This is a genomic window from Streptomyces omiyaensis, from assembly GCF_014650895.1.
In the GTDB taxonomy this organism is placed as follows: domain Bacteria; phylum Actinomycetota; class Actinomycetes; order Streptomycetales; family Streptomycetaceae; genus Streptomyces; species Streptomyces omiyaensis.
In genome coordinates this window covers 199384-224819 of the sequence record NZ_BMVV01000002.1, presented here as the reverse complement: position 1 = coordinate 224819, position 25436 = coordinate 199384, and the positions used below count along the sequence as shown (strand labels likewise).

Here is a 25436-nt window from a genome sequence, read left to right as displayed (position 1 = left end):
CCCTGCCCCGCCTCGGCCCCATGGCGTGATGCCGCCGGATCGGCTCCGGCCCGAGGCACTACCCCCCGAACCGCACCACGCAAGGAGCCGAAGTTGAGCGACACCACACCCGACATGCTGACCGCGGCGCTCGCGCTGCACGCGGCCGGCTGCTCGGTGGTCGCCGTCAGGACGGACGGCTCGAAGCGCCCCACCGGCGGATGGAAGGCGGGCCAGGCCGAGCGCTCCACGGAAGACCGCGTCCGCGCGCTGTTCGCCCACGGGCACCCCGGGGTGGGCATCATCTGCGGCGCCGTCTCCGGCGACCTGGAGATGCTCGAGCTCGAGGGCCGCGCCGTCGACGAGGGCGTCCTCACCGCCCTCGTCGACATCCTCGCGAACTCCGGGCTCGCCGACCTGTGGCAGCGCATCGCCACCGGGTGGCTCGAGCGCTCCCCCTCCGGCGGCCTCCACTTCCACTACCGCGTCGAGGGCGGCGCCCCTGGGAACACGAAGCTGGCGTCCCGCCTGGCCGAGGAACACGAGCTCACCGCCCAGGAGCGGGACCTCCTCGCCCGCCACCCGGGGAAGAAGATCCTGCGCGGCCTCATCGAGACCCGCGGCGAGGGCGGGTTCGTCGTCACCGCCCCGTCGCACGGCACCGTGCACCCGACAGGCCGCCCGTACGAACTCCTCGACGGCGGGCCCGCGACCCTGCCGACCATCACCGTCGACGAGCACCGCGCACTGCACACCGTGTGCCGCATGCTCGACGCCGTCCCCGCGGACGAGGCCCCGGACGGCATCCGCGCGCTCGCGGCGCCGGCCGCGCCGGTCGACGAGGCGGCCGCGTTCCTCTTCTCCACCAACACCACCGCCCTCGGCGGCCTGTCGCCGCTCGACGACTACGAGCAGCGCACCCCGTGGGCCGACATCCTCACCCCGCACGGCTGGCGCCCCCTCTTCCGCAGCGGGCCGACCACGTACTGGCAGCGCCCCGGGAAGGACGGCAAGGAACCGTCGGCCACCACCGGCCGCGCCATGGACCGCGACCGGCTGTACGTCTTCACCACCAGCACCGAGTTCCAGGCCGAGGTGCCGTACACCAAGGCCGGGGCGTACGCGCTCCTCAACCACGGCGGCAACCACTCCGCCGCCGCGAGCGCGCTGCGCCGCCAAGGCTACGGCGAGCCCGCGCCCGAGCCGGTCCGCCACCTCGCCGCCGTCCCCGCACCCCGGACCGCGCCCCCCGTGGACGGGACCGCCGCGCTCAGCGTCGTCGTGCAACACCCCGCGGCCGACACAGGGCCGGAGACGTACAGCCGCACCGACGACGGAAACGCGCTCCGTCTCATCGACCTCCACCAGGACGAGATCCGGTTCGTGCCCCAACGCGGGAAGTGGCTGACCTGGGACGGGCACCGGTGGGCCTGGGACGAGGCCGGCACCGTCCGCGAGATGGCCCGCGCCATCGCGCGCGACCTGCCCAGCGGCGAGGGCGAGGCCAAGCACCGCATGCGGTCCCTCTCCGCCGCCGGGATCGCCGCCATGGTCACCATGGCCACCACCGACCCGCGCACCGTCGCCCACGCCCACCAGCTCGACGCACACCGCATGCTCCTCAACACCCCCGCCGGGGCCGTCGACCTCACCACCGGGCAGCTCTCCGCCCCCGACCCGATCGAGATGCACACCCGCGCCACCCGCGTCGCCCCCGACGCCACGCTGCCCACCCCGCGGTGGGACAAGTTCCTCGCCCAGACCTTCGGCCCCGACCAGGAGCTGCGCGGCTACGTCCAGCGGATGGCCGGCTACGCCGCGTCCGGCTCCGTGAAGTGGCACATCCTGCCCTTCCTCCACGGGCCCGGCGGCAACGGCAAGGGCGTGTTCCTCAACGTCATGCGCGCCGTCCTCGGCGACTACGCCGCGACCGCGCCGAACGCGTTCCTCATGGCCGGGGCCCAGCGGCACGAGACCGAGATCGCCCGGCTCCACGGGCTGCGTCTCGTCATCGCCTCCGAGGTCAACCAGGAAGCGAAGTTCGACGAGGCCAAGGTCAAGGAACTCACCGGCGGCGACGGCCTCACCGCGCGGTTCATGCGGCAGGACCACTTCACCTTCGAGCCCACGCACAAGCTGTTCCTGATGGGCAACCACCAGCCGCGCGTCTCCGCCGGCGGGAAGTCGTTCTGGCGGCGCCTGCGTCTCCTGCCCTTCACCCGTACCCCCGACGAGGTCATCGAGGACCTCGACCTCCTGCTCATCTCCGAGGAGGCCCCCGGGATCCTCGCGTGGATCATCGCGGGCGCCGTCGACGCGTTCAAGGACGGGCTGCGCGACCCCGCGTCCGTCACCGCGGCGACCGCGCAGTACGCCGCGGAGGAGGACGCGCTCGCCCGCTTCCTCGACGAGGCGTGCCACGTCGGTGGCGGCGCGCAGGTCCGCACCGCGACCGAGGTGTTCCGCAGCGCGTACGAGCGGTGGTGCCGTGCCGAGGGCGAGGATCCGCTCCCGTCGAGGCAGCTCGGCCGTGAGCTGAAGGACCGCTTTCAGATTGTGCGAAAGCCCAGCAACGGGACGTACTCGTACATCAACGTCGCCCTCCAGGCCCCGGCCGAGGATCGGTGGGACGACCAGTGACCATGATCAAAGTGCCGTTGCAGTGCCATCGAAGTGCCGTTGAAAGTTCCATCGGAATCCAGCGTTTCCGCAGGTCAACCGCACACAGTGCCATCAGTGCCGTTGAAATGCAGGAACCGGCTCCATGCGCACGCAAGAGCATCAATGCCGAGAAGGTGGCACTGACGGCACTGACGGCACTGCCACCCCACCTGACCAGCGAAAACAGCAGTGCCATCAACGGCACTGCAACGGCACTGCCCCTCGGCGGCACCCGATGACTCTGAACCCGGGCATCGCAGCCAAGATCGCCGCCACCGCCGACCACGCCAAGCCCGGCACCTGCCCCCGCTGCGACGCACCCGTACTCCGCGCACGCGCCGGCCGCATCGCCGCCCTCGACGTCACCGCAGACCCCACACCCCTCGACCTCGCCGCCGAGATCCTCGCCCGCCTCGATGGACGCCTCACCTGGCGGTTCATCACCACCGCCCTCGGCACCCAGCGCATCGCCTGGCGCAGCCCCAGCGTCCCGACCACCGACCCCGTCATCGCCGACCACACCTGCCCGCCCCAGCCCATCCAGGAGGCCCTGCTGTGAGCCCCATCCCCCGCTCCTTCACCCTGGCGCTCCCGCCCGGGCTGAAGCTCCTCAACGCCAACCAGCGCGTCCACCACCGCGTACGCGCCGAGGCCACCAGCCGCATCCGCACCGCCGCCATGAACGCCTGCTCCGAAGACCCCACCATGCGCGCCGCCCTCGTCCTCGCTGGCGACCAGCCGCTGCTCCGCCACGCGTACATCCTCGGAGTGCTCCACCCTCCGTCGCGGCGCCGCGCCGACCCCGCCAACTGGTACCCCAGCTTCAAGTCCGCCGTCGACGGGATCGTTGACGCCGGCGTCCTCGAGGACGACGACCACACCAGGGTCGTCGGACCCGACATGCGCATCGGCCCCGTCGTCCCCGGCGGGCAGCTCGTCCTCCACATTCAGGAGCTCACCACCGAGCAGCACGCCATGTTCCAGTGGGCCGGGCAGGCGGCCGCGTCATGAGCCTCACCCTCGACTGGCGAGTCCTGGCCGCCTGCGCCGCGCCGACCGTCAACCCGGAAGTCATGTACCCCGGGTCCATGACCGGGCCCCATACCGCAGAGGCCCGCAAGATCTGCCGCACCTGCCCCGTCAAGGCGGACTGCCTCACCCACGCGCTCGAGACCGACCAGCGCGAGGGCATCTGGGGAGGTCTCACCCCGAAGGAGCGGGGCCGGTTCCGTGCGGGCGACGGAACCCACCTCGACCCGGATGGGCGGCTGCGTAAGCCGTGCGGTACCGACAGGGCGTTCCGCGTCCACAAGACGTACGGCGAGACCTGCAACGTCTGCCAGGAGGCGCACGACGCCCGCGTCTTGGCCCAGCGCCGACGCCTCCTCGAGGAGGCCCACGCCGCCGGCGGTAGCACCGCTGCTGCCGCCGTTCACCGCCGCATCGGCGAGCCCGTATGCGACCTGTGCCTCGCAGCGCAGGCCCGCGACTCGGCCAACCGCCGCGCCCGCCGCAACAGCGTGAAGGCCGAGCGTGCCCTCACCTGAACATGCAGCAGGGCCGCCCTCGCCGTCATCGACGCCACCACCTGCGGCGACACCGACCACGCCCGCGCCACCCGCGTCGCCACCTACCTCGCCAGCAGCGGCTGGACCATCACACCCGCCTAGGAGAACCCCGTGAGCTCCCGTAGTAAGCGCAAGCAGGTACCCGGAGACATGTTCCCCGGCATGCCCGACATGCTCGCCAAGAAGCCGCCGAAAGCCGAGGAGGGCGAGCATGAGGCCCGCACCCTCGACGAGGCCATCGCCCGCACCCACGAGATCCTCGACGAGGCCCTCGCCGCCTACCCGGAGACGGCCGGGATCTACTGGATGTTCTCCGGCGGCAACGACTCCGTCATCGTCGGCCACCTCCTTCGCGGCCGGTACAACGCAGTCCTCCACGTCAACACCGGAACCGGAATCCCCGAGACCACCCACCACGTTCGCGACGTTGCCGACGCCTGGGGCGACACCCTCCACGAACTCCACCCGCGGAACACCTACGACGACCTCATCCTCGGCAAGGTCATCGCCTCCACGGGCCCCAACGCCGGCAAGCGCGCCGTCTGGAAGGGCTTCCCCGGCCCGGCCGGCCACAAGGTGATGTACCGCCACCTCAAGGACGAACCGCTGATGACGTTCCGCAACAGCGTCCTCGGCGACCAGCGGCGCCTCCCGCGCGCCGAACGCAGGCGAGTGATCTACCTCGGCGGGATGCGCTGGGCCGAGACCGACCGCCGCTTCCGCAACGCCGAAGCCATCGACCCGGCCGGGTCCATCGTGTGGGTGTCGCCCCTCGTCCACTGGACCGACGCCCACATGCGCGAGTACCGGTCCCGGCACCGCTGCCAGCAGGACCACGACCACGCCAAGCACCGGCTGTGCTTCGAGGGCGCTCTGCCGCTGAACGAGGTCACCGAGCACATCCACATGTCCGGCGAATGCCTGTGCGGCGCCTACGCCAAGCCGGGGGAACTCGACGAGATTGAGTTCTTCTACCCGGAGACCGCGGCCCGGCTGCGGGCGCTGGAGGGCCGGGCTGAGGCGGCCGGGCTTCCGGCCTGCCGCTGGGGCCAGAAGCCGCCGGGTGAGTCCAGCGATGCCGCGGCCGGGCGTCTCTGCTCGTCCTGCGTGAGCGTCCCCGGCCAGGACGACCTGATCGACCAGTGGCGCGATGCCGGCCTCATCACCGAAGACCAGCACGCCGCATTCCTCCGCACCGCCTGACATGCCGCAGCCCTCCCCGCACGAAGGAAGCGCGCGGGGAGGGCCGGCACCACCGTACCCACCCAAGGAGCCCTACGTGACCACCTGGACCACCCGCACCACCGTCAGCACCCGACACGAGTGGGAGGTGCCCGCCCGCGAGCCGTGGGGTGCCGACTTCGGACAGGTCGAGTCCGCCACCACTGCAGCGCTACGGCACTACCGGCGCCACTACGGCCTCGGCGACAACGACACCGTCCCCGACGACGCCCTCCGCTTCAAGGTCACCGACGAGGCGATCGTCATCAGCTTCACCATCGACGCCGCCGCCTGACCCCCACCCCGTCCCCGCCGGGCCGCCCACACGGCCCGGCCCACCCAAGGAGCCCCACGTGACCAACCAGCCCACCCGCCCCGCCATGACGATGCGTGAGATCCGCCTCGCCCTCGGGCACAACGTCGAGCCCGTCACCGCCCGCCAGACCGGACAGCAGCCGGACACCTGCACCTGCGGCCACCCCCAGACCCGACACAACACCGCCTGCGCCCACTGCCCCTGCATCGGCTACGCCCAGACCTGGCCCCCGCAGACCGGACAGCAGCCGGACCCGGCGCCGATCGAGCCCGGCCAGGTATACCGGCCGACCGAGGGCAACGCCGCCCGCCTTCCCGAGGGCCGAGCCACCGTCACCAATGTGTGGCCGGGCACTGAGACGGAGCGGTCGATCGCAGTCGACATCGCCACCGTCGACCAGGGCCTCCCCGCCACGGTGCACAGCCTCATGCTCGAATCCCAGCTCCGACGCTGGTACGTCCTCGACATCCCCGCCACCGCCGCCGGGCTGGATGCCAGCCAGCCGGCCACCGACCAGACGCAGCCCCCGCGCGTCGCCTGGCGCATCGAGCACTACGACCCGCAGGCGAAGGAGTGGGTGCCGCAGGCCCGCTACACCACCCACGAAGAGATCGTCGACCGGATCGCCACCCTGAACGCCCGCTTCCCCCTCTGGGCGGACAAGCAGCCCGTCAAGCGCCGCATCGTCCGTGAGACGACCACCTGGACCGTCGAAGGGACCGACCAGTGACCCAGCCCACCAGCCCCGCCTACCGCACCGCGCGCGAGCGCCTCTACACCGCCGCCACCGGCTACGGCCGCATGCCCGAAGCCGACGCCACCCAGCTCCTCGACACCCTCCTCGCCGAGACCCGCGCCACCGCCCTCGCCGAAGCCGCCGCAGCCGACACCGAGGAGACCGACCAGTGACCCAGCCCAGCGCCGAACAGCAGCCCACCAGCACCAGGCTGCGGCAGCTCATCCTCAACGTCCTGACTGGCCGTGCCGTGTGCCCCGCGCCACGCCCCGTAGACGAGGCCACGAGCCTCCTCGACGCCCACCAGGCCGAGGTCCGCACCGCCGTCCTCCGCGAAGCCGCCGACGCCATCGACGCCACGTTCACCGGACCGGACCGCGACCGCTACGCCCGCTACGGCGCCGACCTGCTCCGCCGCATGGCCGAGGAGGGGCGATGACGACCTGTGGCATGTGCGAGACCGTCGCTGGCACCGCCCAGCTCTGCACCAGCTGCACCCGGGCCCTCGACAAGCGCCTCGGCCGCATGCCCCGCCTCTACGCCGCCCTGGCCCCGTTCCTCACCCCCACCGCCACCCGCGAGCCCGGGGGCACGCCCGCCGGCCGCACCGAGGCGCCCCTCCCCGTGGTCGAGCACGTCCTCGACCTCCGCGGCCCCGGCGGCATCGTCGGCATCCTCGAGGACTGGCGCGCCGCCATGTACCGCGACCGAGGACAGACCGCCCCCGCGTCCACCGGGGCCATCGAGACCCGCATCGCCCACGCCGCTGACACCCTGCGCAGCAACCTCCCCGCCATCGCCGCCGAATGGCCCGCCGCCGGCCTCCTCGCCCGCGAGATCCGCGACCTCGAACAGGCCGTCGCCACCATCACCGGCGCCGTCAACCGCCCCCGCGGCACCCGCCTCGGCCCCTGCCCCGCCCAGCACGCCGACGGCACCCTCTGCGGCGCCACCCTCCGACTCGCCCCCGGGGCCCGGGTCATCACCTGCCCCTGGTGCGCCACCACCTACCCGCCCGCCACCTGGACCGGCCTCCACGCCCTCATCGCCCACGACACCCAGGACGCTGTCGCATGAGCGCCACCACCACCGACCCGCGCGCCGCCCGCCGCGAACGCGTGCGCCACCTCGACGCCACTGGCGCATCCACCCGCGCCATCGCAAGAGAGCTGAACATCAGCAAGGACACCGTCCGCCGCGACCTGGAGCACCTGGCGCAGACCGCTGACCAGCAGCCTGAGCCACTGGGTGACCGTGTCGCGCGCCGCAACGAGGAAGCGGGCGCCGCGCTGCGCCACCTCGCCGCCACGGTGCTGCTCGTCCAGAACGAGAAGCTCCCCTACCTGATCCAGACGCCCGAGGTGGCGCACAGCATCGAGGACGAGCTGCGCCAGCACGCCGCGACCCTCACCGCCATCGCCAACGACTTCAGCCTCTACTACCCCCGCCAACGCCCCGCCCCATAGCCAGCCCCACACCGCCCCGCCAAGACTCGGAGGGCCCCGTGAACATCCCGCTCCTCGTCGACACCCGCGCCGCCTCCGTCGCCACCGGCACGCGCCCCGGGACCATCCGCCAGTGGCTCCACCGCGGGCACCTCACCCACCACGGCCACGATCGCGCCGGCCGCGCCCTCGTCGACCTTCACGAGCTCGAGACCCACCTCGCCGACAAGGCCGCTTGATCCCCGCCCCGTCGAGGTGTAACACTGACCCCACGTCCGGCGTGCCCGGACACTCACAGGCCCGCCACCGTGCGGGCCTTCGTCATGTCACGGCACGATCACTCCCTCCACAGGCCGTGCACAACTCCGGCACGCTGACCTGATGCGCAGACTCACCACCGCCCTCACAGCCAGCGTCCTCCTCGCCCTCACCGCCTGCGGCAGCAGCGAGACACCCACCGTCGACACCAAGCCGGCACCCACCACGACGGCCACGCCGTCACCCGAGGAGCAGTTCCTCGCCGACGTCGAGGCCGCGGACTTCGAGAGCTGGAAGACCAAGGAACCCACAAGCGTCGAGCTCACCAGCTACGCAACCGACTGGTGCACCGAGTTCAAGGCCGGCCACGGCGTGGCCTACGTCCTCGGAGACGGCGGCCTCTACCCCAACGGCATGGACTGGGGCACGAAGAAGGGCGAAGCGCAGGAGCTCATCGTCCTCGCCGTCACCGCCTACTGCCCCGAGTACCGCGATCAGATCACCCAGGAGCTCCGCGACAGCGGCACGTACTGACCGAGGAGGCGCCCGTGGCCAGCAACCCCCGCAACGGGCGCCCCTACCGCCGCCTCGTCGCCGCACAGAAGGCCCTCGGCCTGCCCTGCGCACGCTGCGGCGGCTACATCAACCCCCGCCTCGACCCGCGGTCGCCGTGGAGCTTCACGCTCGACCACATCGTCCCCCTCAGCCGCGGCGGCAGCCTCCTCGACCCCACCAACGCCCGCAGCATGCACCGCCGCTGCAACTCGGCCCGCGGCAACCGCACGGCCACCACAGCCCCGATGCGAGCCTCACGGAGGTGGTGACGTGCTGTACGTCGTCACCGGCCCGCCAGCCGCGGGGAAGAGCTCCTGGATCCAGGGCCACGCCGGGCCGCGCGACATCGTCATCGACCTCGACCTGATCACCCGCGCGCTCACCGGCCCCGGCGCCCCCGGGTGGAACCACGACCCGCTGCACCAGCGCGTGGCGCAGAAGGCCCGCTACGCCGCCATCGCCGAGGCCGAACAGCTCATCGACAAGCTCGACGTCTACCTCATCCACACGCTCCCCAAGGCCAAGGCCCTCATCAGGTACCGGCGGCTCGGGGCCCGCATCGTCGAGGTCGACCCCGGCCAGGACGTCGTCATGGCCCGCATCGACGCCATGCGCTCCCCCGAGATGAAGCGGGTGGCGACCCGCTGGTACCGCGAGCGGCACACCCTCAAGGGCACGGTCCGTAGCGCGATGCCGCAGTCGACCGGCCGGTGGTGAGCCCCAGTCGATCAAGGTCGGGCCGCCCGCCGGATCCGTTCTTTGAGCAGGGGGGTGGGCGACCCAAAAGCCCTTGTCGCCCGCTTTTTTACACGGGGCCGAAAATCGCCCCGGGCGGATCACAGCTCGCGCCGCCTGTCAACCCCCTCGCCGATGTAACTTTGAGTGACGACCGGGGGTGATCATGATCTCCAACGTCGAAGCGACCCAAGCCGAGATCGATCAACTCAAGGCGACGGGTCTCGCCCCTGGCCTGGCACAACTTGCACTGACGCTGGCGGCCGCGGTCGACGGCGCCGACGACGTGACCGCCCAGGCCAAGGCCGCTCGGGAACTACGCGCTGTGCTCGAAGGGCTCCGCCGGCTCGCGCCGCCGGCCGCCGAGCGGGACGCCGTGGACGCCCTCGGCGACGAGCTGGCCGCGAAGCGACGGGGGGATGGCCTTGTCCGCGCCCGCCGTGCTTGAGCCGAAGGGCGTGCAGACGCCGACCCTGTTCACCGCCCCACCCGTGTTCTCCTCCTCGATGGCGCAGGAGGCTGTGGAGCTGGCCCGGCTCGCTGGCCTGGAGCTTTTCCCCTGGCAGCAGCACGTCCTGGACGTGGGCATGCGGGAGCGGCGGGACGGCAAGTGGGCGTCGTTCGAGTGCTGCGTGAACGTGCCGCGTCAGAACGGCAAGGGCGGCGTCCTCGAAGCCAGGGAGCTGGCCGGGCTGTTCCTCCTCGGCGAGCGGCTCATCATCCACTCGGCGCACGAGTTCAAGACGGCGCGGGTCGCCTTCCAGCGGATCCAGTCGCTCATCCTCGGTACCCCTGAGCTGCGGAAACGCGTGAAGCGGATGCTGTGCAACACGACCGAGACGAGCATCACGCTGACGAACGGTCAGGCCCTGCAGTTCATCGCGCGCTCCGGCGGGTCCGGCCGCGGCTGGACCGGCGACTGCAACATCCTCGACGAGGCGATGGCGCTCGGTGACGACGCGATGGGTGCGCTCATGCCGACCATGTCCGCCATCGAGAACCCCCAGCTGTGGTACTTGGGCAGCGCCGGGATCGGGGCGCCGTCGGTGCAGCTGGGCCGTCTGCGGCGCCGCGCGCTGGCGGCCCTGGAGGCCGGCGTCCCGGACCCCTCGCTGGCCTACTTCGAATGGTCAGTCGACCCGCACGTTGCCGAGTGCCGGGCGGACTGCACCGCGCACGACGACCCCGACGACCCGGTCGCCTGGGCGAAGTCGAACCCGTCGCTCGGCTACCTGATCAGCCACGAGTTCGTCCGCAACGAGCGGGCGTCGCTCGGCACCTCCGGGATCTTCGAGCGTGAGCGGCTCGGTGTGGGGCTCTACCCGAGCGACGAGGCCGACGTCTGGCAGGTGATCGGGGAGGACGCGTGGCGGGCGCTGGCGGACGCCAAGCCCGCCGCGCAGCCGGGCGACACGGTCGCCTTCGCGATCGACGCGACCCCGGAGCGCTCGCACGCCGCGATCGCGACGGCGACCCCGTGGCGGGGCGGCGTGCACGTCGAGGTGCCCGAGCACCGCCCGGGCCTGGGCTGGGTGCTGGACCGGGCGGCCGAGCTGCACGCGAAGTGGTCGCCGCGGTGCTGGGTCGTCGACGGCGGCGGCCCGGCCGGCTCCCTGATCCCCGCTCTTGAGGACCGGCTCGGCATCACGGTGGTGCAGCCGAAGGCCCGGCAGATCGCGCAGGGCTGCGGGCAGTTCTACGACGCGGTCGCCGATCACTCGCTGTCACATCTCGACGAGCCGTCGATGGCGGTCGCGCTGGCCGGCGCGCAGACACGCCCGCTCGGTGACGCGTGGGCGTGGGCCCGGCGCAACGTCGGCGTCGACATCTCCCCGCTCGTCGCGGCGACGTTCGCGAAGTGGGGCCTGGGCGCCGAGGTCGAGGACCGACCCAAGGACATCTTGAGCAACGTGTGGTGAGAGGGGTATCGGCATGAGCTGGTGGTGGCCCTTCCGCCGCAGGCAGCAGCAGCGCGCGATCACGTACCAGGATGTGTGGGGTGGTGGCGCGGACCCGGCGGCCCTGCGGGGCGGCTCGCAGGAGCGGGCCCTGCGGCTGGCGCCCGTGTACGCCGCTACGCGGATGCTCGCGGACTCGGTGGCGTCCCTGCCGCTGAAGTCGTTCGCGGTCGCGGGAGACGAGCGCAGGCCTGTGCCCCTGCCTGATCTGTTCCGGCGGCCGGCCGCGGTCGGCGCCCGCTACGACTGGCTACACCGGGCGATGACCTCGCTGACCCTGCGGGGCAACGCCTACGGCCTAGTCGTCGCCACCGACGCTTCGGGGTGGCCCTCGCAGATCGAGTGGCTGCACCCCGACGACGTGAGCATCGCGGACAACTTCGCCGCGGTCCCGGTCTGGTACTACAAGGGCCGGCGCCTCGACGAGGGGCAGATGTTCCACATCCCGGCCTACACGCTGCCCGGTCAGATCCTCGGTCTGTCCCCGATCGGCTACCTCATGGTGACGACGGAGACGGGGCTGTTGGCCCAGCAGTTCGGCCGGGACTGGTTCGCCAACGGCTCAACGCCGTCGGCGGTTCTGGAGACCGACATGGAGGTCTCGAAGGAAGCGGCCGACATCCTGAAGGCCCGGTTCAAGCAGGCCGCCGCGGACCGTGATGTGGTCGCCCTGGGCGGCGGCGTGAAGTACCGGCCCATCAGCGTGCCAGCCGAGGAGTCCCAGTTCCTGGAGACGATCAAGGCCACGGCCAACCAGGTTGCCGCCTGGTACGGCGTGCCGCCCGAGAAGGTCGGCGGCGAGACCGGCGGCAGCCTGACCTACGCCACGGTCGAGCAGAACAGCATCGACTTCCTGACGTGGACGCTGCGTCCGTGGCTGGCCCGCCTGGAGCAGGCGTTTTCCCTGCTGCGCCCGCCGGCCGAGGAGGTCAGCTTCAACGTGGACGCCATGCTGCGCACGGACACCCTGACCCGCTACCAGACGTACCGGATCGCCCGGGTGATCGGGCTGAACAGCATCGATGAGCTGCGCGCCATCGAGGACATGCAGCCCCTGCCGGACGGCCTGGGGTCCGACTATGCGCCGCTGGTCAAGGCGCCGGCCGACGAGAGCGAGTAGACGTGAACGACGCAGAGCGCCGGTTCACCCGGGGCCTTGTCGAGGTCCGGGCGGGCGGCGGCACGAGGACGATCGGCGGGTACGCCGCCAAGTTCAACACCCTGTCGCGGAACCTCGGCGGGTTCGTCGAGCGGATCGATCCCGGCTTCTTCGCCAAGAGCGAGGGCGACGGCTGGCCCGAGGCGCTGGCCCGCTACAACCACGACGACAACCGGCTGCTCGGCACCTCCGAGGCCGGGACGCTGCGGCTCGTCGTCGACGGCACCGGCCTGGACTACAGCGTGGACGTGCCTGCCTCCCGCGAGGACGTCTACGAGCTGGTGCAGCGCGGCGACGTCCGCCGCTCCAGCTTCGCCTTCTATACCTTCACCGATGACTGGGGCATGACCGACCAGGGGTTCCCCGTGCGGACGCTGCTGTCCGGCGCCCTGGTCGACGTGGCCCCCGTCAACACCCCCGCGTACCTGGACACCTCGACCGGCCTGCGGTCGCTCGCCGACAAGGCGGGCGCCGAGCTGGACGAAGTCCGCCACGCGGCCGACGAGAACGCGCTGCGCCGCTTCCTGGAGAAGCCGCCGGCGACCGTCATCGACTTGGCGCCGCCGAGCGGGCAGGGCGATCCCCACCCGCTCATGGCGCTGCGGCAGCGGCGCGCCGAGCTCCTCCGGCGCCGCACCCCCTGAGGCAGGGCGACACCCACCTCGACCACCCAACCCACCAGACACCCCGGCCGTCGGCCGCGGGTGCCGTCGTCTTGCCCAGGGAGGGCACAGTGAGTGAGCTCATCAAGCGGCTGCAGGAGCGCCGCGCCAACGTGTGGGAGCAGGCCAAGGCCCTGCTCGACACCGCGGAGAACGAGAAGCGGGACCTGTCGGCCGAGGAGGAGGCCAGCTACCAGGCCTTCAACGTCGACCTCGACAAGATCGACGCCCGCGTGAAGGACATGGTCGACGGCGAGCAGCGCGCGAAGGACGCCGAGGCCGCGCTCTCCGGGCTGCTGGCCAAGCCCGAGACCAAGCCGGGCGGCGGCGAGAAGAAGGACAGCGAGCTGCGCCGCTGGGCCCGCGGCGAGATGCGCGGCGTCGATGTCCCCGTCCCGGCCGGCGTCAGCTTCCGCGACCTGACCAAGGGCACCGCGACTGCGGGCGGCAACACGGTGCCCACCACGTTCTACGGCCAGCTCATGGCGCACCTCATCGAGGTGTCCGGTGTGATGATGGCCGGCCCGACCGTCCTGAACACCGCGTCGGGCGAGACCATCGAGGTGCCGGTCACCACGGCCCACTCCTCCGCGGCGCTGACCGCCGAGGCCGCGGCCATCTCCGAGTCCGACCCGGCGTTCGCGAAGCGGACCCTGGGCGCCTACAAGTACGGCGTCCTGCTCCAGGCCTCCACCGAGCTGCTGGCCGACACCGGCGTGGACCTGGAGGGCTACCTCGCCATGCAGGCCGGCCGCGCGCTGGGCAACGCCTTCGGTGTCCACGCCATCACGGGCGACGGCTCGTCCAAGCCGACCGGCATCGTCACCACGGCCACGACCGGCAAGACCGGCGGAACCGGCGTGGCGGGCGCGTTCACCGCGGACGACCTCATCGACCTCTTCTACAGTGTCATCGCGCCCTACCGGAACAGCACGTCGTGCGGGTGGATGATGCGCGACGCCACCCTCGCCGCGGCGCGGAAGCTGAAGGACTCCCAGGGCCAGTACCTGTGGCAGCCGTCGATCCAGCTCGGCGTCCCGGACATGCTCCTGGGCAAGCCGGTGTACACCGACCCCAACGTCGCCGCCGTCGCGACGACCGCGAAGTCGGTGATCTTCGGTGACTTCTCCGCCTACTTCGTCCGCATGGCGGGCGGGGTCCGCTTCGAGCGCTCCGACGACTACGCCTTCAACAGTGACCTCGTCACCTACCGGGCGATCATCCGGGCCGACGGCCTGACCGTCGACCAGACCGGCGCCCTGAAGGTCTTCGCCGGCGCCGCGACCTGACCCCACCCCGCAGGGCGGCGCCGCGCGGCGCCGCCCCCGCATCGAACCGGAGACACCCATGCGCGTACTCATGAAGGCCGCCCTGTCCGGCACCCACGACGGCGAGCCCTGGCCCGAGCGCGGCGGCCTCGTCGACCTCCCCGACGACGAGGCCCGCCACCTGATCCGGGCCGGTCTCGCGAAGGAGTCCGACGACGAGCCCGAGCAGGACAGCGCCCCGGCGCCCGAGGACCCCCAGGCGCCCGCCGACCCCGAGACGTTGGAGGAGACCGCGACCCCGACCGACGAGCCGGAGACGGCCGTCCCCGTCCGGCGCCGCGGACAGGCGAAGAAGCCCGGCAACGAGTAAGGCGGTACGGCGATGGCCCTCGTCAGCCTGGCCGAGGCCAAGGCACAGCTCGACATCCAGACCACCGCCGATGACGACGAGCTCCAGCGGTACATCGACGCCCTGACCGCCCCCATCGAGCGGCACGTTGGGCCGGTGGAGAACCGCGAGGTCGCCGAGGAGATCGAGGGCCGGACGGCCACCCTGTGCCTGAGCAGCGTGCCGGCGGTCTCGCTCACCTCGATCGTCCCCGTCCTGACCGGCGGGCAGGCGATCGCCGTCGACACGGTCCACCTCGACGGCGCCCGAGGCATCGTCCGGCGCCTGGACGGCGGCAGCTTCCGCGGCGGCCTGTGGACCGTCACCTACACGGCCGGCCGTGGCAGCGTCCCGCCGACCATCAAGGTTGCCGCGCTGATCCTCCTACAGCACCTGTGGCGGACCCAGTACGGCGCCGCCCGCGGCGCCAGCGGCGGCACCGACGACTACGACGTCAACGAGCCCGTGATCGGCTGGGGCTACGCGATCCCGAACCGGGTCCTGCAGCTGCTGGAGCCGTACCGAGTACCCCCGGGGGTGGCGTGATGGCGACCTCCAGGGTCCCGGCCGCGGTCGCTGCCCTCCTCGACATCCTGCACGCGGCGCCGTCCCTCGCCCAGGTGCACATCGAGGACGGCCCGACCGCGGTCAACCTCACCACCCGCGACCGCATCTACGTCGGCTGGCAGTCGGGCGGCGAGACTGCGGTCAGCCTGCAGCAGGACTTCAACGGTGCCGGCGCCCGCACCCGGGACGAGTTCTTCGACATCGCCTGCTACGCCGAATCCCGCTCCGGCGACAAGGACATGGCGGCCCGGCGGGAGAGGGTCTTCGAGATCCTCGCCGCCGTCGAGGACGCGCTGCGGGCGACCGACGCGGCCCCCACGGCGCCGACCCTGAACGGCACCGTCCTGTGGGCACACCTCACCGTCGGCGACCTCTACCAGGACAAGAGCGACGGGGCGAAGGCGGGCGTGAACTTCCAGGTCACGTGCCGCGCCCGCATCTGACCCACCCCCACCCCACCACGAGGAGAACAGCCATGGCGCGTGTGCGCTTCATCGGCGCGGAGCCGGTCACCGTGCCGGAGCTCAACAGCCGCGAGGTCCAGCCCGACCAGGTCGTCGACGTCCCCGACGCCAGGTTCGAGGGCTACGTCTGCCAGACCACGACGTGGGCGCCGGTCGAGGAACCGGGCGCCACGAAGAAGACCGCGGCCAAGCCCGCGGGGAAGGAGAGCTGACCCATGGCGATCGGTTCCGGTCTCGGCGCACAGCTCGGCCTCGCGGCCGAGGTGACCTACGGCACCTACGTGGCGCCGACCCGCTTCATCGAGTTCACGTCCCAGTCCCTCGCCCTGAAGAAGACCACGGCTCAGTCCGCGGGCATCGCGGCCGGCAGGCTCATGGCGCTGTCCTCGCGGCGCGTGGTGACGCAGCGGGAGGTGGCCGGGTCGATCGCCGCGGAGGTCGCCACCCGGGGCATGGGGCTGCTGCTGCAGGCTCTGATGGGGACGACGGTCACGCCGGTCCAGCAGGGCGTGACGACCGCGTACCTGCAGACGCACACCCTGGCCGACACGTGGGGCAAGTCCCTGGCGATCCAGGCCGGTGTGCCGCTGACGACCGGCACGGTGACGGACAAGAGCTTCGTCGGCTGCAAGATCGTCTCGGCCGAGTTCAGCTGCGAGGTCGGCGGCATGCTGACCATGACGCTGGAGATCGACGGCAAGGACTGCTCGGAGGCACAGCCCCTGGCCGTCGCGAGCTACGTGTCGGCATCGCCGTTCCACTTCGGGCAGATGGGCCTGAAGGCCGGCACCTTCGGTGCCGAGACCGCCCTCGACGGCGTCCGCAAGGTCAGCGTCAAGTTCGAGCGGCCGCAGGCGGTCGACCGCTTCTACGCGAACCAGTCCGCGCTCAAGGCGCAGCCGGTCCTGAACGACCTCACCAAGGTGACCGTGTCGATCGAGCAGGACTACGTGGCGACCACGGTCGACGACCTGCACACCAGCGACGCGGCGACCTCCCTGGTCTGGGAGTTCATCGGCGCGGAGATCGCCCCGACCTACACCGAGACCTTCCGGGTCAAGCTGCCGGCGGTCCGGGTCGACGACACGCCCCCGACCGTCGACGGGCCCAACGTCGTGCGCACGACCTACAACCTGACCGCCCTCTACGACGGCACGAACCCGCTGTCCATCGAGTACATGAGCGCCGACAGCACGCTGTAGGGGGGGTGGGCCATGCCCGGCGGCAGCGTACAGATCGCCGGTACCGGCCAGCTCCTGGACCTGTCCAGGAAGCTGCGCGCGGCCGGCGGTCCCCGCCTGCAGCAGAACCTCAACCGCCGGGTGCGGCGCGCCGCCGAGCCGCTGCACTCGGCCATGCGGCAGACGATCCGGAACCTGCCGATCACCGCCGACCAGCGGGCAGCGGGGAGCAGGGGCGGGCCCTCGCCGACGACCCGGCCCCTGCGGGCCACGATCGCCGAGGCGGTCCGGCTCAGCGTCCGCACCGGCCGCAACCCCGGAGCCCGCGTCTGGATCGACCGCTCCGCGCTGCCGTCCGACCTGAAGAACATGCCGTGGGCCATGAACAACGGCACCGGCCGGATCCGGCACCCGGTGTTCGGCAACCGTAAGCGCTGGGCGAACCAGCACACCACCCCGCTGTGGTGGGACAAGGTCGTCCGCACCCACACCCCCCGGATGCGCGCCGAGGTCGAGCGCGTCCTCGGCGACGTCCGCCGGTCCCTCACCTAGGAGCCCCGTTGATCATCGTGCACACCCCCGCCGACGGCGCCGTCGAGCGGTTCGACTTCCGCAGCGTCCGTACCGCGGAGGCGTCCCGGATCACCTCCCTGCTCACGGACAAGGCGTCGTGGCAGGACGTCCGCAAGCAGCTCGGCGACGAGCACCCGGACGTCATGCGTGTCGTCGCCTACGTCCTCAAGTGCCGGACTCAGCCCGAGCTGCGCATCTCCGACTTCGACCCGGTCGTCGCCGACCTCGCGGTCCGCCTGGACCGGCGGGAGATCGAGGAGTGGGCGGAGGTCGCGGCCGCCACGATCGCCGGGATCGACCTGCCGGCCGAGGTCGTACAGCTTCAGCTGTCGTCGATCCTCGACGAGGCCGACGACGTCGACCACGCGCGCACCGTGGTGGAGCGGCTCGTCGCGGGAAAATTCCGCCCCGCCCCGGCGGGACCGACTCCGGGCGGGCCCGGCCCGACGAGCGAGGGATCGACGAGCTCCGAGCCCAGCACCTCGGGCTCTTCGCCCACCTCCTCCACATCGACGGACCAGCCCTCGACGAGCTGAGGGTCGACGACTTCCTGGTCTACGTCGCCTGGATCGAGCAGCACCTAGCCCAGCAAGGAGGTACCGATGGCGTCTGAGCGGCTGACCTTCACGCTGGAGGGGCGGGACGATCTGTCCCGGGTCCTCGGCCACGCCGGGGAGTCCGCCGAACGGCTTCGGGCCACGATGACGGACGCGGCCGACGGCTCCGGGCAGGCGATCCTCACCCTGACCCAGGACGCCGACGGCCGCCTCCGGGACATGGAGGGACGCTTCGTCTCCGCCGGAGACGCCGCAGCGCTCATGGGCATGCAGGCCGAGGAGTCCGGGCGGCGAGTGACGACCTGGGCGGAGGCCGCGGACCGCGCGGGCAAGGCAGGCGACGCCCTCAAGAAGTCGCTGATCAGCCTCGCTCCCGCCGCCGTTCCGATGGCTGCGTCGATCGCACCCCTCGCCGCGTCCACCCTGGCCGCCGGCGTCGGCATCGCGGCGCTCGGCGTGGCGGCAGGCCGGCAGGTGGCGGCGATGTCCCAGGCCGCCGAGGCCGAGCAGGCCTACAGCGATGCCGTCGAGGAGTCCGGGCGGAACAGCGCCGAGGCCGTCAAGGCCCAGGTGGCCTACGCCCGGCAGCTGGCGAAGCTGCCGCCGGCCACCCGCGAGGCGGCCGCCGCCCTGTCGGTGTTCAAGGAGTCCTACTCTGACTGGTCGGACTCGCTCGCGGAGGACACCACCGGCCCGCTGATCAAGGGCATGGGCGTCCTCCAGTCCGTCTTCCCCAAGCTGTCCCCCACGGTCCGGGGGACGGCCGAGCAGCTGGACCGCCTCGTCACGATCGCGGGCGGCGGCGTCGCCAGCCCGGGCTTCGACGGATTCATGGCCCGGGTCGACCGGTGGTCCACCGGCGCGCTGACCCGCGCGACGGACGGCCTGGTTCGTCTGCTGCGCACCGCCGAGCAGGGCAACGCCGACGGCGGCGGGCTCGCCGAGTTCATGGACTGGGCCCGCGCCCAGGGCCCGGCCGTCGCCGCGACCCTGCAGGACGTCGGCCGCGCGCTGCTCCACGTCCTGGAGGCCGGGGCCGAGGTCGGCGTCGGGATGCTGGCCGTCGTCCAGGCGCTCGCGCAGCTCGTCGCCGCCGTCCCGCCGGAGCTCATCACCACGCTGCTGCAGCTGGCGATCGCGATCCGCGCGGTCACCCTCGCCGCTGCCGGCGCGGCCGCGGCCCGCACGGCGATCGCCGCGCTCGGCACCTCCCTGGTGGCGATGCGTGTAGCGGCCACCGCCGCGCCGGGCCCGCTCGCGGCCGCAGGCGCTGCGATCGCGACCCTGTCGCGGACGGCGAAGCTGGCGCTCGTCGGCACGGGCATCGGCATCCTCGCCCTCGTGATCGGTGAGATCGCGGCGGCCGGCGAGGAAGCACCGATCGACGTCGACAAGATGACGTCGTCGCTGGCCAAGCTGGGGCAGACCGGCCAGCTGACCGGCACCGCGCTGGAGCAGTTCGGCGCCGACTTCAGCTCGCTGGGCCAGACGATCGGCGAGGTCCTCGACCCGTCCGTCATGGAGTCCGTGGACAACTGGCTGCACGACCTGCCGGGCGGCTGGTTCAACGCCGGTGTCGCGACGGAGAAGTTCACCGAGCAGGCGGAGGCCGCCGACCAGGCGCTCGCCTCCCTCGTCTCCAGCGGGAAGGCCGACCTCGCGGCGGCCGCGCTGGAGCGGATGCTCGGCAGCATGGACGCGGAGAAGGCCGGCAAGCTCCGCTCTGCCCTCGACGACTACGACGGCGCCCTCGCCAACGTCGCGTTCGAGGCGGAGCTTGCGGCCCAGGCGCAGGGCATCTTCGGCGCCCAGGCGCAGGAGACGCAGAAGAAGCTCGACCAGCAGAAAGCCAGCGCCGACGGGCTGCGGCAGTCGATCTTCGCGTTGACCGACGTGAACCGGAACGCCGCCGGGGCCATGTCCGACTTTGAGGCGTCCATCGACAACGCGACCGCGCTCCTGAAGGACCACGGCGGCGCACTGCAGATGGTCAACGGCGAGCTGGACCTGGGCAGCGAGAAGGCCCGTGCTGCGGACGCGGCGCTGCGGGAGCTGGCTGCCAAGGCGCAGGCGGCGGCGGCCGCCGCCGACGAGCAGGGCCGGTCCAACGAGTACGTCAACGGCATCCTGGACCGGGGCCGGCAGGAGCTCGCCCAGCACGCCGAGGGGCTGGGCCTGAACCGGCAGGCCGCCGACGCGCTCGCCCGCTCCTACGTCGCCGTGCCGGACCGGACGGTGAAGCTGAAGGGCAACATCGAGGACCTTGAAGCGAAGCTGGCCGCCGCGAAGGAGAAGCTGAAGAACGTTCCCGATCCGAAGAAGGCGCAGGTCCGCGCGGACATCTCCCAGCTTGAGCGGCAGCTCGGCGCCGCGCGGATGAAGCTGGACGCGCTTGATGGCAAGGTCGCGCAGACCTACGTGACCACGGTGTACTCGTCGGACCGGATCGCCCGGCCCGAGGGGCACAACGGTCCGGGCGGCTTCCCGAAGTACGCCCGCGGCACGGACTCCGCCGAATCCGGCTGGGCGCTCGTCGGCGAGGAGGGGCCCGAGCTCGTCCGCATGCGCGGCGGCGAGCAGGTCTTTGACCACCTGACGTCGAAGAAGATGGCCCGCTCGATGGCCGACTTCCCCGGGCTCCAGCTCGGGCGGCAGGTCGGTGACGGCCTGGCCGTCGGCATGCTCCAGTCCACCGGCGGGGTCGCGGCCGCGGCCCGGCAGATGGCGGCCGGCGTGGAGGTCGGTGTCCGGGACGAGCTGGAGATCGCGTCGCCGTCGAAGAAGATGACGGCCCTGATGAAGGACGTCCGCGACGGCGTCGTTCGCGGGCTGACGGGGTCGCGGGAGCAGATCAAGGCCACGGCCCGGGACCTCGCCAACGACATCTGGGCCCAGTTCGCGGGGCGGAAGACGGACCAGGACACCCGCCTGGTGCGGATGGTCAGCACCGGGAACGACCAGCTGCAGAAGCTGGCCGTGCGCCGCGACGCGTTGAAGGCGAAGCTGGGCGATGCCCGCGAGCTGCTGAAGGCCCGGGAGTCGGCGCGCGACCAGCTGCGGGCGAACACCCGGACGGCGGCGCAGAACGCATCGTCGCTGTCGAGCCTCGGCCTGGAGCCGAAGGAGGTGACGGCCAGCTCCATCAAGGTGGGCCTGCAGCAGAAGCTGGCGAGGCTCGCCCAGTTCCGGCGGTACGTCGAGGCGCTGGCCAAGCGGGGTCTCAACAGGAACTTGATGCGGCAGGTTCTCGCGATGGGCCCGGAGGAGGGGTACGCCTACGCCTCCGCGCTCGCCGGGATGGCGGCCACCGACTTCAAGGAGATCAACTCCCTCCAGACGCAGCTCGACACGGAGGCCGACAAGGTCGGCATCGCCGGGTCGAACGCCCTGTACGGCGCTGGCGTGGACGCGGCGAAGGGCCTGATCCAGGGGCTCCAGTCCCAGCAGAAGGCCATCGAGGCGCAGATGGTCACGATCGCCAAGGGCATGGAGACGGCGATCAAGAAGGCGCTCGGGATCAAGTCGCCGAGCCGGGTGGGCCACGGGATCGGCGAGAACTTCGGCGAGTCCATCGGCGGCGGCGTCTGGCGGTCCCTGCCCGGCGTCGGCCGGGCGGTCGACGCGGTCGCCGGGCGGATGGCCGGGATCCGGCCGCAGCTCGGGCAGCCGACGGCCGGCCTCGGCGCCGGAGCGGCGGGCGCCGCCAGCGTCACCGCCCACTTCCACATCGACGGGGCCATCGACCCGGTGCGGGTCGGACAGGAGGTGCAGCGGGTGCTGCTCAGTCTCAAGCGGACCTACGGGATCAACATCGACCTGGGGGTGGGCTAGTGGGGGGATTGACGGTTCAGGCCGGCTTCGGGTACTCGGCGGTCGACCCGGACATCGTGTGGACGGACATCACGCAGTGGGTGAAGACCAGCGGCGGCGGCGCGGTGTCCATCACCCGCGGCGCCGCCGACGAGCGGGCGGACACGCAGACCGGGACGCTCAGTCTGTCGCTCGACAACCGGGACGGGAGGTTCACCCCGGGGAACGCGTCCTCCCCGTACACCCCGAACGTCCGCCGCAACACGCCGGTCCGGGTCCTGAAGACGGTGCTGAACGGGAAGAACTTTTTGGTCATCGCCAACTTCGAGTCCTCGGCCACGTCCGCCTGGGGGTGGGCGGCGGATCCGGCGGCGGCACCGCAGGCGTATGCGCGGGACAACACGCGGGCGAACACCGGCAGCTGGTCGATGAAGGTGACGTGGGCGGGCACGGGCACGGGTGGTGTCCTGCGGGCGCCGGTGCACGGCCTACCGATCGGCGTCTCTTGCACGGCCAGCGCCTACGTGTACGTCCCGGCGGGGTCGCCGGCCGTGGTCATCGACATCGACGGCACCCACGTGTCGGCGCCGTCGTCGGTGACCGGCAGCTGGCAGCGGCTATCGGTGACGTGGACGACGACCTCCGCGTCGGCGTACATGCGGATCACGACCGCCTCGGCGCCGCCGGCCGCCGGGACCATGGCGTGGATGGACTCGGCGCAGGTCGAGGAGGGCGCCGCCGCGACGGCCTGGTCGTCGAACGTGGCCAGCTACCACGCCCGCTTCTTCGGCATCGTGGGCAGCTGGCCGGTGAAGTGGTCGGGCCTGCACTCGACCGTAACGCTGACGGCGTCCGACATGATGAAGTGGCTCGGCCGCAGGCCGTCGCTCGGGCCGATGCTCGTCGAGGAGGTACAGGGCGACGGGGCAGCGCTGTACTACCCGCTGTCCGAGCCGTCGTCGTCAGTGTCGGGCGGCGACCAGTCGGGGGCGTCCCGGCCGTCGCTGACGATCCGGCAGAGTGGCAGCGGCGGGACGCTGGAGTTCGGGACGGGCACGGGGCCGCCGGCGGACGAGCTGCCCGCGCCCACGTTCACCCCGGCGTCAGCGTCGGCGGGCAAGTCGCTGCAGTGCCGGGTCACCCCGCTGCTGACGTCGGACGGATCGACGGGCACGCCGATCCCCGGGACCCAGGTGTGGGAGGTATGGCTCTCCACCTCGACGCCCGGGCGGTGCGTCCTGAAGCTGTCCACGGGCACGGCGCCAGCGTTCGAGTCCGGGGTCTACTTCATGCTGGAGTCCGGCACCGGCCGCCTGCAGGCTGTGGAGTTCCTGTTCGGCGGCGGCTCCACGACCACGCTCACCGCCGCGACTCCGACCCTCGCGGACGGCGCTCCGCATCACCTGGTGTGGGACGAGGCGTCGGGCGACGTGTGGGTCGACGGCGTGCAGTACGCCCTCGGGATCGGCGCCCATTCCGACATGGCTCTGCTCACGGTCGGCTCGACGGCCGGCAACTCCGCCTTCCCGGGGACGGACGGCACCCTGCACTGGGCAGGCACGGTCAGCCACGTCGCCGCCTACGTCCGCAACGGGGTCGGCGGCGCGGGCCCGGCGGTCGCGGACATCGTCGACCACTACGACGCGGGGATGACCGGGCACGCGGGCGAGCTGTCGTCGGAGCGGATGTCCCGGCTGGCCGGCTACGCGCGGATCCCGACGGTCACCTCGTCGGGGAGCTTCTCGCCGGTCGCGTCGCAGGGCGTCCTCGGTCAAGCCCCGGTGACGCACATGCGGGACGTCGAGCGCACGGAGTCCGGCCGGCTCTTCGCCGCCCGCGACGGCGCCGCGCTGCTCTTCCAGTCCCGGTCCGTCCGCTACAACCCGACGTCGGCGGTGACGCTGGCGTACTCCGACCTGGAGACGCTGGACGTCGAGATGGCGGACGACGACCAGAAGCAGGTCAACGTCGTCGAGGCGTCGCGGCCGGGCGGGGCGACGCAGCGGATCCAGTCCGATGAGTCGATCGCCCGGGACGGGATCTACCAGCAGCAGCTCACCGTGCTGAAGGTCACCGACGCCGAGGTCATCGACGCCGCGACGTGGCAGGTCATCCGCTACGCGGACCCGCAGCCTGAGCTGCGGCAGCTTCCGGTGGAGGCGTCGACTCTGGCCGTCGCCACCTACCGGGCGCTCCTCGACGCGGACATCTCCACCGTGGTCACGGTGACGGGCATGCCCGCCGAGGCGCCGGCACCGACGGCCATCTCGATGGTCGAGGGCTACGTCGAGCGGATCACCGAGGCCCAGCACCAGCTCGACTTCCACACCTCGCGCGCGGACCTCGGGTCGGTGTGGGTCCTCGGTGACCCCACCTACTCCGTGCTCGGCACCACCACCCGACTCGCCTACTGAGAGGAGCCCCGGTGCCGATCTTCCGTGCCGAGACGTTCTACCTGCCGCCGCCCTACCTCGACCCCGAGGCGTGGGCGGCGGAGCCCCCGGCGATGCGTGCCGTCCGCTGGTACGAGGAGCGGATGCAGCGCCGGGTCACCGTCGGCGAGGGCATGCTCCTGGAGACGGTGTACGCCCGGATCAACCACGGCCGCTGGGTGGCCGACTGCTCATGCCTGTCGGCGCAGATCGTCAGCCCTGCCGACCCCCGCATGTGGTGCATGGAGTGCGGCACCGGCTGGTGGCGCATCACCTTCCCGCCCGACCCGGCCGCGATCGAGGAAGCCCTCGACGGCCTGCCGCGCACCGAGCAGAACTGGTGGGCCGAGGCCGACCCGACCGACCCGACCCGACCCACCCTGGAGGCCTGATGGCGATCGCAGTCCCCCGTACCTGGGTTGTCGGCGAGGTCGTCGCCGCCGCCACGATGAACGCCGAGATCAGAGACCAGTTCGCCGACTTGATCGCGGGCGGCACCGCCTACGCGGTCGCCTGGACCACCACCGGCACCGCGCCCGCCACCGGCAACGGCACACTCACCGGCCGGGCCAAGCTCGTCGGGAAGATGTGCGACGCCGCGATCAAGCTGACCGTCGGGTCGACCACCACCTTCGGCTCCGGGAACTGGATGTTCTCCCTGCCGTACACCGCGTCCAGCTCGGCGGAGTTCGTGTGCCGGGCGTTCGCCGGAGACTCGTCCGTCGGCGCCGCCGGCTACTCGCAGGGCACGGCGTACATCTCGGCCGGCGGCACGACCGCCGCCGTCTACTTCGGCAACACCGGCGCTGCGGCGGCCGCGACGGCGACGACGCCCCAGACGTGGGCGAACGGCGACCGGCTGTGGGCCACCCTCCGCTACGAGACCGCCTGATCCCTGCCCCACCCTGCCCGCCCCGCGCCGACCGGCCGGGGCATCGTCATA

General features: G+C 72.0%; 32 protein-coding genes. All 32 read left to right on the top strand.

Going from position 1 to position 25436, the window contains the following annotated elements; genetic code table 11:
- Nucleotides 1-93: 93 nt before the first annotated feature.
- The 32 genes from IE287_RS03940 (at nt 94) to IE287_RS03785 (ending at nt 25385) form a co-directional block, all read left to right on the top strand.
- Nucleotides 94-2619, top strand: a complete 2526-nt coding sequence (locus IE287_RS03940; RefSeq protein WP_189847457.1) for a phage/plasmid primase, P4 family — start codon at nt 94-96, stop codon at nt 2617-2619.
- Nucleotides 2616-2879: a hypothetical protein gene (locus IE287_RS03935; protein ID WP_189847456.1), complete on the top strand. Its 264-nt coding sequence runs from the start codon at nt 2616-2618 to the stop codon at nt 2877-2879. Before IE287_RS03940 ends, IE287_RS03935 begins: the two co-directional genes overlap by 4 nt.
- Nucleotides 2876-3199 carry a hypothetical protein gene (locus IE287_RS03930; RefSeq protein WP_189847455.1) on the top strand — a complete coding sequence of 108 codons (324 nt, stop codon included), beginning with the start codon at nt 2876-2878 and terminating at the stop codon, nt 3197-3199. Before IE287_RS03935 ends, IE287_RS03930 begins: the two co-directional genes overlap by 4 nt.
- The gene (locus IE287_RS03925; RefSeq protein ID WP_189847454.1) at nt 3196-3651 is read left to right on the top strand and encodes a RusA family crossover junction endodeoxyribonuclease; all 456 of its coding nucleotides are present in this window, start codon (nt 3196-3198) and stop codon (nt 3649-3651) included. Before IE287_RS03930 ends, IE287_RS03925 begins: the two co-directional genes overlap by 4 nt.
- Nucleotides 3648-4187, top strand: a complete 540-nt coding sequence (locus IE287_RS38295) for a WhiB family transcriptional regulator (protein ID WP_268254962.1) — start codon at nt 3648-3650, stop codon at nt 4185-4187. The genes IE287_RS03925 and IE287_RS38295 overlap by 4 nt, the downstream gene beginning before the upstream one ends.
- Before the next feature lie 132 nt (nt 4188-4319).
- Nucleotides 4320-5411: an adenine nucleotide alpha hydrolase family protein gene (locus IE287_RS03915; RefSeq protein WP_189847453.1), complete on the top strand. Its 1092-nt coding sequence runs from the start codon at nt 4320-4322 to the stop codon at nt 5409-5411.
- Nucleotides 5412-5487: 76 nt separating this feature from the next.
- Nucleotides 5488-5724: a hypothetical protein gene (locus IE287_RS03910; protein ID WP_189847452.1), complete on the top strand. Its 237-nt coding sequence runs from the start codon at nt 5488-5490 to the stop codon at nt 5722-5724.
- A gap of 58 nt (nt 5725-5782) precedes the next feature.
- Complete coding sequence (locus tag IE287_RS03905) at nt 5783-6475, top strand: hypothetical protein (protein WP_189847451.1); 693 nt, start codon at nt 5783-5785, stop codon at nt 6473-6475.
- Nucleotides 6472-6654, top strand: coding sequence for a hypothetical protein (locus tag IE287_RS03900; RefSeq protein WP_189847450.1), 183 nt, complete (start codon nt 6472-6474; stop codon nt 6652-6654). The genes IE287_RS03905 and IE287_RS03900 overlap by 4 nt, the downstream gene beginning before the upstream one ends.
- A complete protein-coding gene (locus tag IE287_RS03895) occupies nt 6651-6920 on the top strand; it encodes a hypothetical protein (protein WP_189847449.1) in 270 nt (89 codons plus the stop codon). Before IE287_RS03900 ends, IE287_RS03895 begins: the two co-directional genes overlap by 4 nt.
- Nucleotides 6917-7558, top strand: a complete 642-nt coding sequence (locus tag IE287_RS03890; RefSeq protein ID WP_229883301.1) for a hypothetical protein — start codon at nt 6917-6919, stop codon at nt 7556-7558. The genes IE287_RS03895 and IE287_RS03890 overlap by 4 nt, the downstream gene beginning before the upstream one ends.
- Nucleotides 7555-7947, top strand: a complete 393-nt coding sequence (locus tag IE287_RS03885) for a DeoR family transcriptional regulator (RefSeq protein WP_189847448.1) — start codon at nt 7555-7557, stop codon at nt 7945-7947. The genes IE287_RS03890 and IE287_RS03885 overlap by 4 nt, the downstream gene beginning before the upstream one ends.
- A gap of 38 nt (nt 7948-7985) precedes the next feature.
- Nucleotides 7986-8165: a hypothetical protein gene (locus IE287_RS03880; RefSeq protein ID WP_189847780.1), complete on the top strand. Its 180-nt coding sequence runs from the start codon at nt 7986-7988 to the stop codon at nt 8163-8165.
- A 142-nt stretch (nt 8166-8307) separates the two neighbouring features.
- Complete coding sequence (locus IE287_RS03875) at nt 8308-8718, top strand: DUF732 domain-containing protein (protein WP_189847447.1); 411 nt, start codon at nt 8308-8310, stop codon at nt 8716-8718.
- Nucleotides 8719-8732: 14 nt separating this feature from the next.
- The gene (locus IE287_RS03870; protein WP_189847446.1) at nt 8733-9008 is read left to right on the top strand and encodes an HNH endonuclease signature motif containing protein; all 276 of its coding nucleotides are present in this window, start codon (nt 8733-8735) and stop codon (nt 9006-9008) included.
- Between the two features lies 1 nt (nt 9009).
- A complete protein-coding gene (locus IE287_RS03865) occupies nt 9010-9456 on the top strand; it encodes an ATP-binding protein (RefSeq protein ID WP_189847445.1) in 447 nt (148 codons plus the stop codon).
- Nucleotides 9457-9640: 184 nt separating this feature from the next.
- Nucleotides 9641-9922 (top strand): hypothetical protein, encoded by a 282-nt coding sequence (locus IE287_RS03860; RefSeq protein WP_229883266.1) that lies wholly within the window; start codon nt 9641-9643, stop codon nt 9920-9922.
- A gap of 10 nt (nt 9923-9932) precedes the next feature.
- A complete protein-coding gene (locus IE287_RS03855; protein WP_229883265.1) occupies nt 9933-11393 on the top strand; it encodes a terminase large subunit domain-containing protein in 1461 nt (486 codons plus the stop codon).
- A gap of 13 nt (nt 11394-11406) precedes the next feature.
- Nucleotides 11407-12552 carry a phage portal protein gene (locus IE287_RS03850; RefSeq protein WP_189847444.1) on the top strand — a complete coding sequence of 382 codons (1146 nt, stop codon included), beginning with the start codon at nt 11407-11409 and terminating at the stop codon, nt 12550-12552.
- 2 nt (nt 12553-12554) lie between these two features.
- The gene (locus tag IE287_RS03845) at nt 12555-13235 is read left to right on the top strand and encodes an HK97 family phage prohead protease (protein ID WP_189847443.1); all 681 of its coding nucleotides are present in this window, start codon (nt 12555-12557) and stop codon (nt 13233-13235) included.
- Nucleotides 13236-13324: 89 nt separating this feature from the next.
- Nucleotides 13325-14542, top strand: coding sequence for a phage major capsid protein (locus tag IE287_RS03840; RefSeq protein WP_189847442.1), 1218 nt, complete (start codon nt 13325-13327; stop codon nt 14540-14542).
- A 58-nt stretch (nt 14543-14600) separates the two neighbouring features.
- Nucleotides 14601-14891 (top strand): hypothetical protein, encoded by a 291-nt coding sequence (locus tag IE287_RS03835; RefSeq protein WP_189847441.1) that lies wholly within the window; start codon nt 14601-14603, stop codon nt 14889-14891.
- Nucleotides 14892-14903: 12 nt separating this feature from the next.
- Nucleotides 14904-15455, top strand: a complete 552-nt coding sequence (locus IE287_RS03830) for a head-tail connector protein (protein WP_189847440.1) — start codon at nt 14904-14906, stop codon at nt 15453-15455.
- Nucleotides 15455-15919 (top strand): hypothetical protein, encoded by a 465-nt coding sequence (locus IE287_RS03825; protein ID WP_189847439.1) that lies wholly within the window; start codon nt 15455-15457, stop codon nt 15917-15919. Before IE287_RS03830 ends, IE287_RS03825 begins: the two co-directional genes overlap by 1 nt.
- Nucleotides 15920-15951: 32 nt before the next feature.
- A complete protein-coding gene (locus IE287_RS03820; RefSeq protein WP_189847438.1) occupies nt 15952-16152 on the top strand; it encodes a hypothetical protein in 201 nt (66 codons plus the stop codon).
- 3 nt (nt 16153-16155) lie between these two features.
- Nucleotides 16156-17142: a phage tail tube protein gene (locus tag IE287_RS03815; RefSeq protein WP_189847437.1), complete on the top strand. Its 987-nt coding sequence runs from the start codon at nt 16156-16158 to the stop codon at nt 17140-17142.
- A 12-nt stretch (nt 17143-17154) separates the two neighbouring features.
- On the top strand, nt 17155-17673 hold the full coding sequence (locus tag IE287_RS03810) for a hypothetical protein (protein WP_189847436.1): 519 nt from the start codon (nt 17155-17157) through the stop codon (nt 17671-17673).
- Nucleotides 17674-17681: 8 nt separating this feature from the next.
- The gene (locus tag IE287_RS03805) at nt 17682-18230 is read left to right on the top strand and encodes a hypothetical protein (protein ID WP_189847435.1); all 549 of its coding nucleotides are present in this window, start codon (nt 17682-17684) and stop codon (nt 18228-18230) included.
- Between the two features lie 66 nt (nt 18231-18296).
- The gene (locus IE287_RS03800) at nt 18297-22082 is read left to right on the top strand and encodes a hypothetical protein (RefSeq protein ID WP_189847434.1); all 3786 of its coding nucleotides are present in this window, start codon (nt 18297-18299) and stop codon (nt 22080-22082) included.
- 8 nt (nt 22083-22090) lie between these two features.
- Nucleotides 22091-24475 carry a hypothetical protein gene (locus IE287_RS03795; RefSeq protein ID WP_189847433.1) on the top strand — a complete coding sequence of 795 codons (2385 nt, stop codon included), beginning with the start codon at nt 22091-22093 and terminating at the stop codon, nt 24473-24475.
- Between the two features lie 11 nt (nt 24476-24486).
- On the top strand, nt 24487-24885 hold the full coding sequence (locus IE287_RS03790; RefSeq protein WP_189847432.1) for a hypothetical protein: 399 nt from the start codon (nt 24487-24489) through the stop codon (nt 24883-24885).
- Entirely contained in the window at nt 24885-25385 is a 501-nt protein-coding gene (locus IE287_RS03785; RefSeq protein ID WP_189847431.1) for a hypothetical protein, read from the top strand. The genes IE287_RS03790 and IE287_RS03785 overlap by 1 nt, the downstream gene beginning before the upstream one ends.
- Nucleotides 25386-25436: the final 51 nt, after the last annotated feature.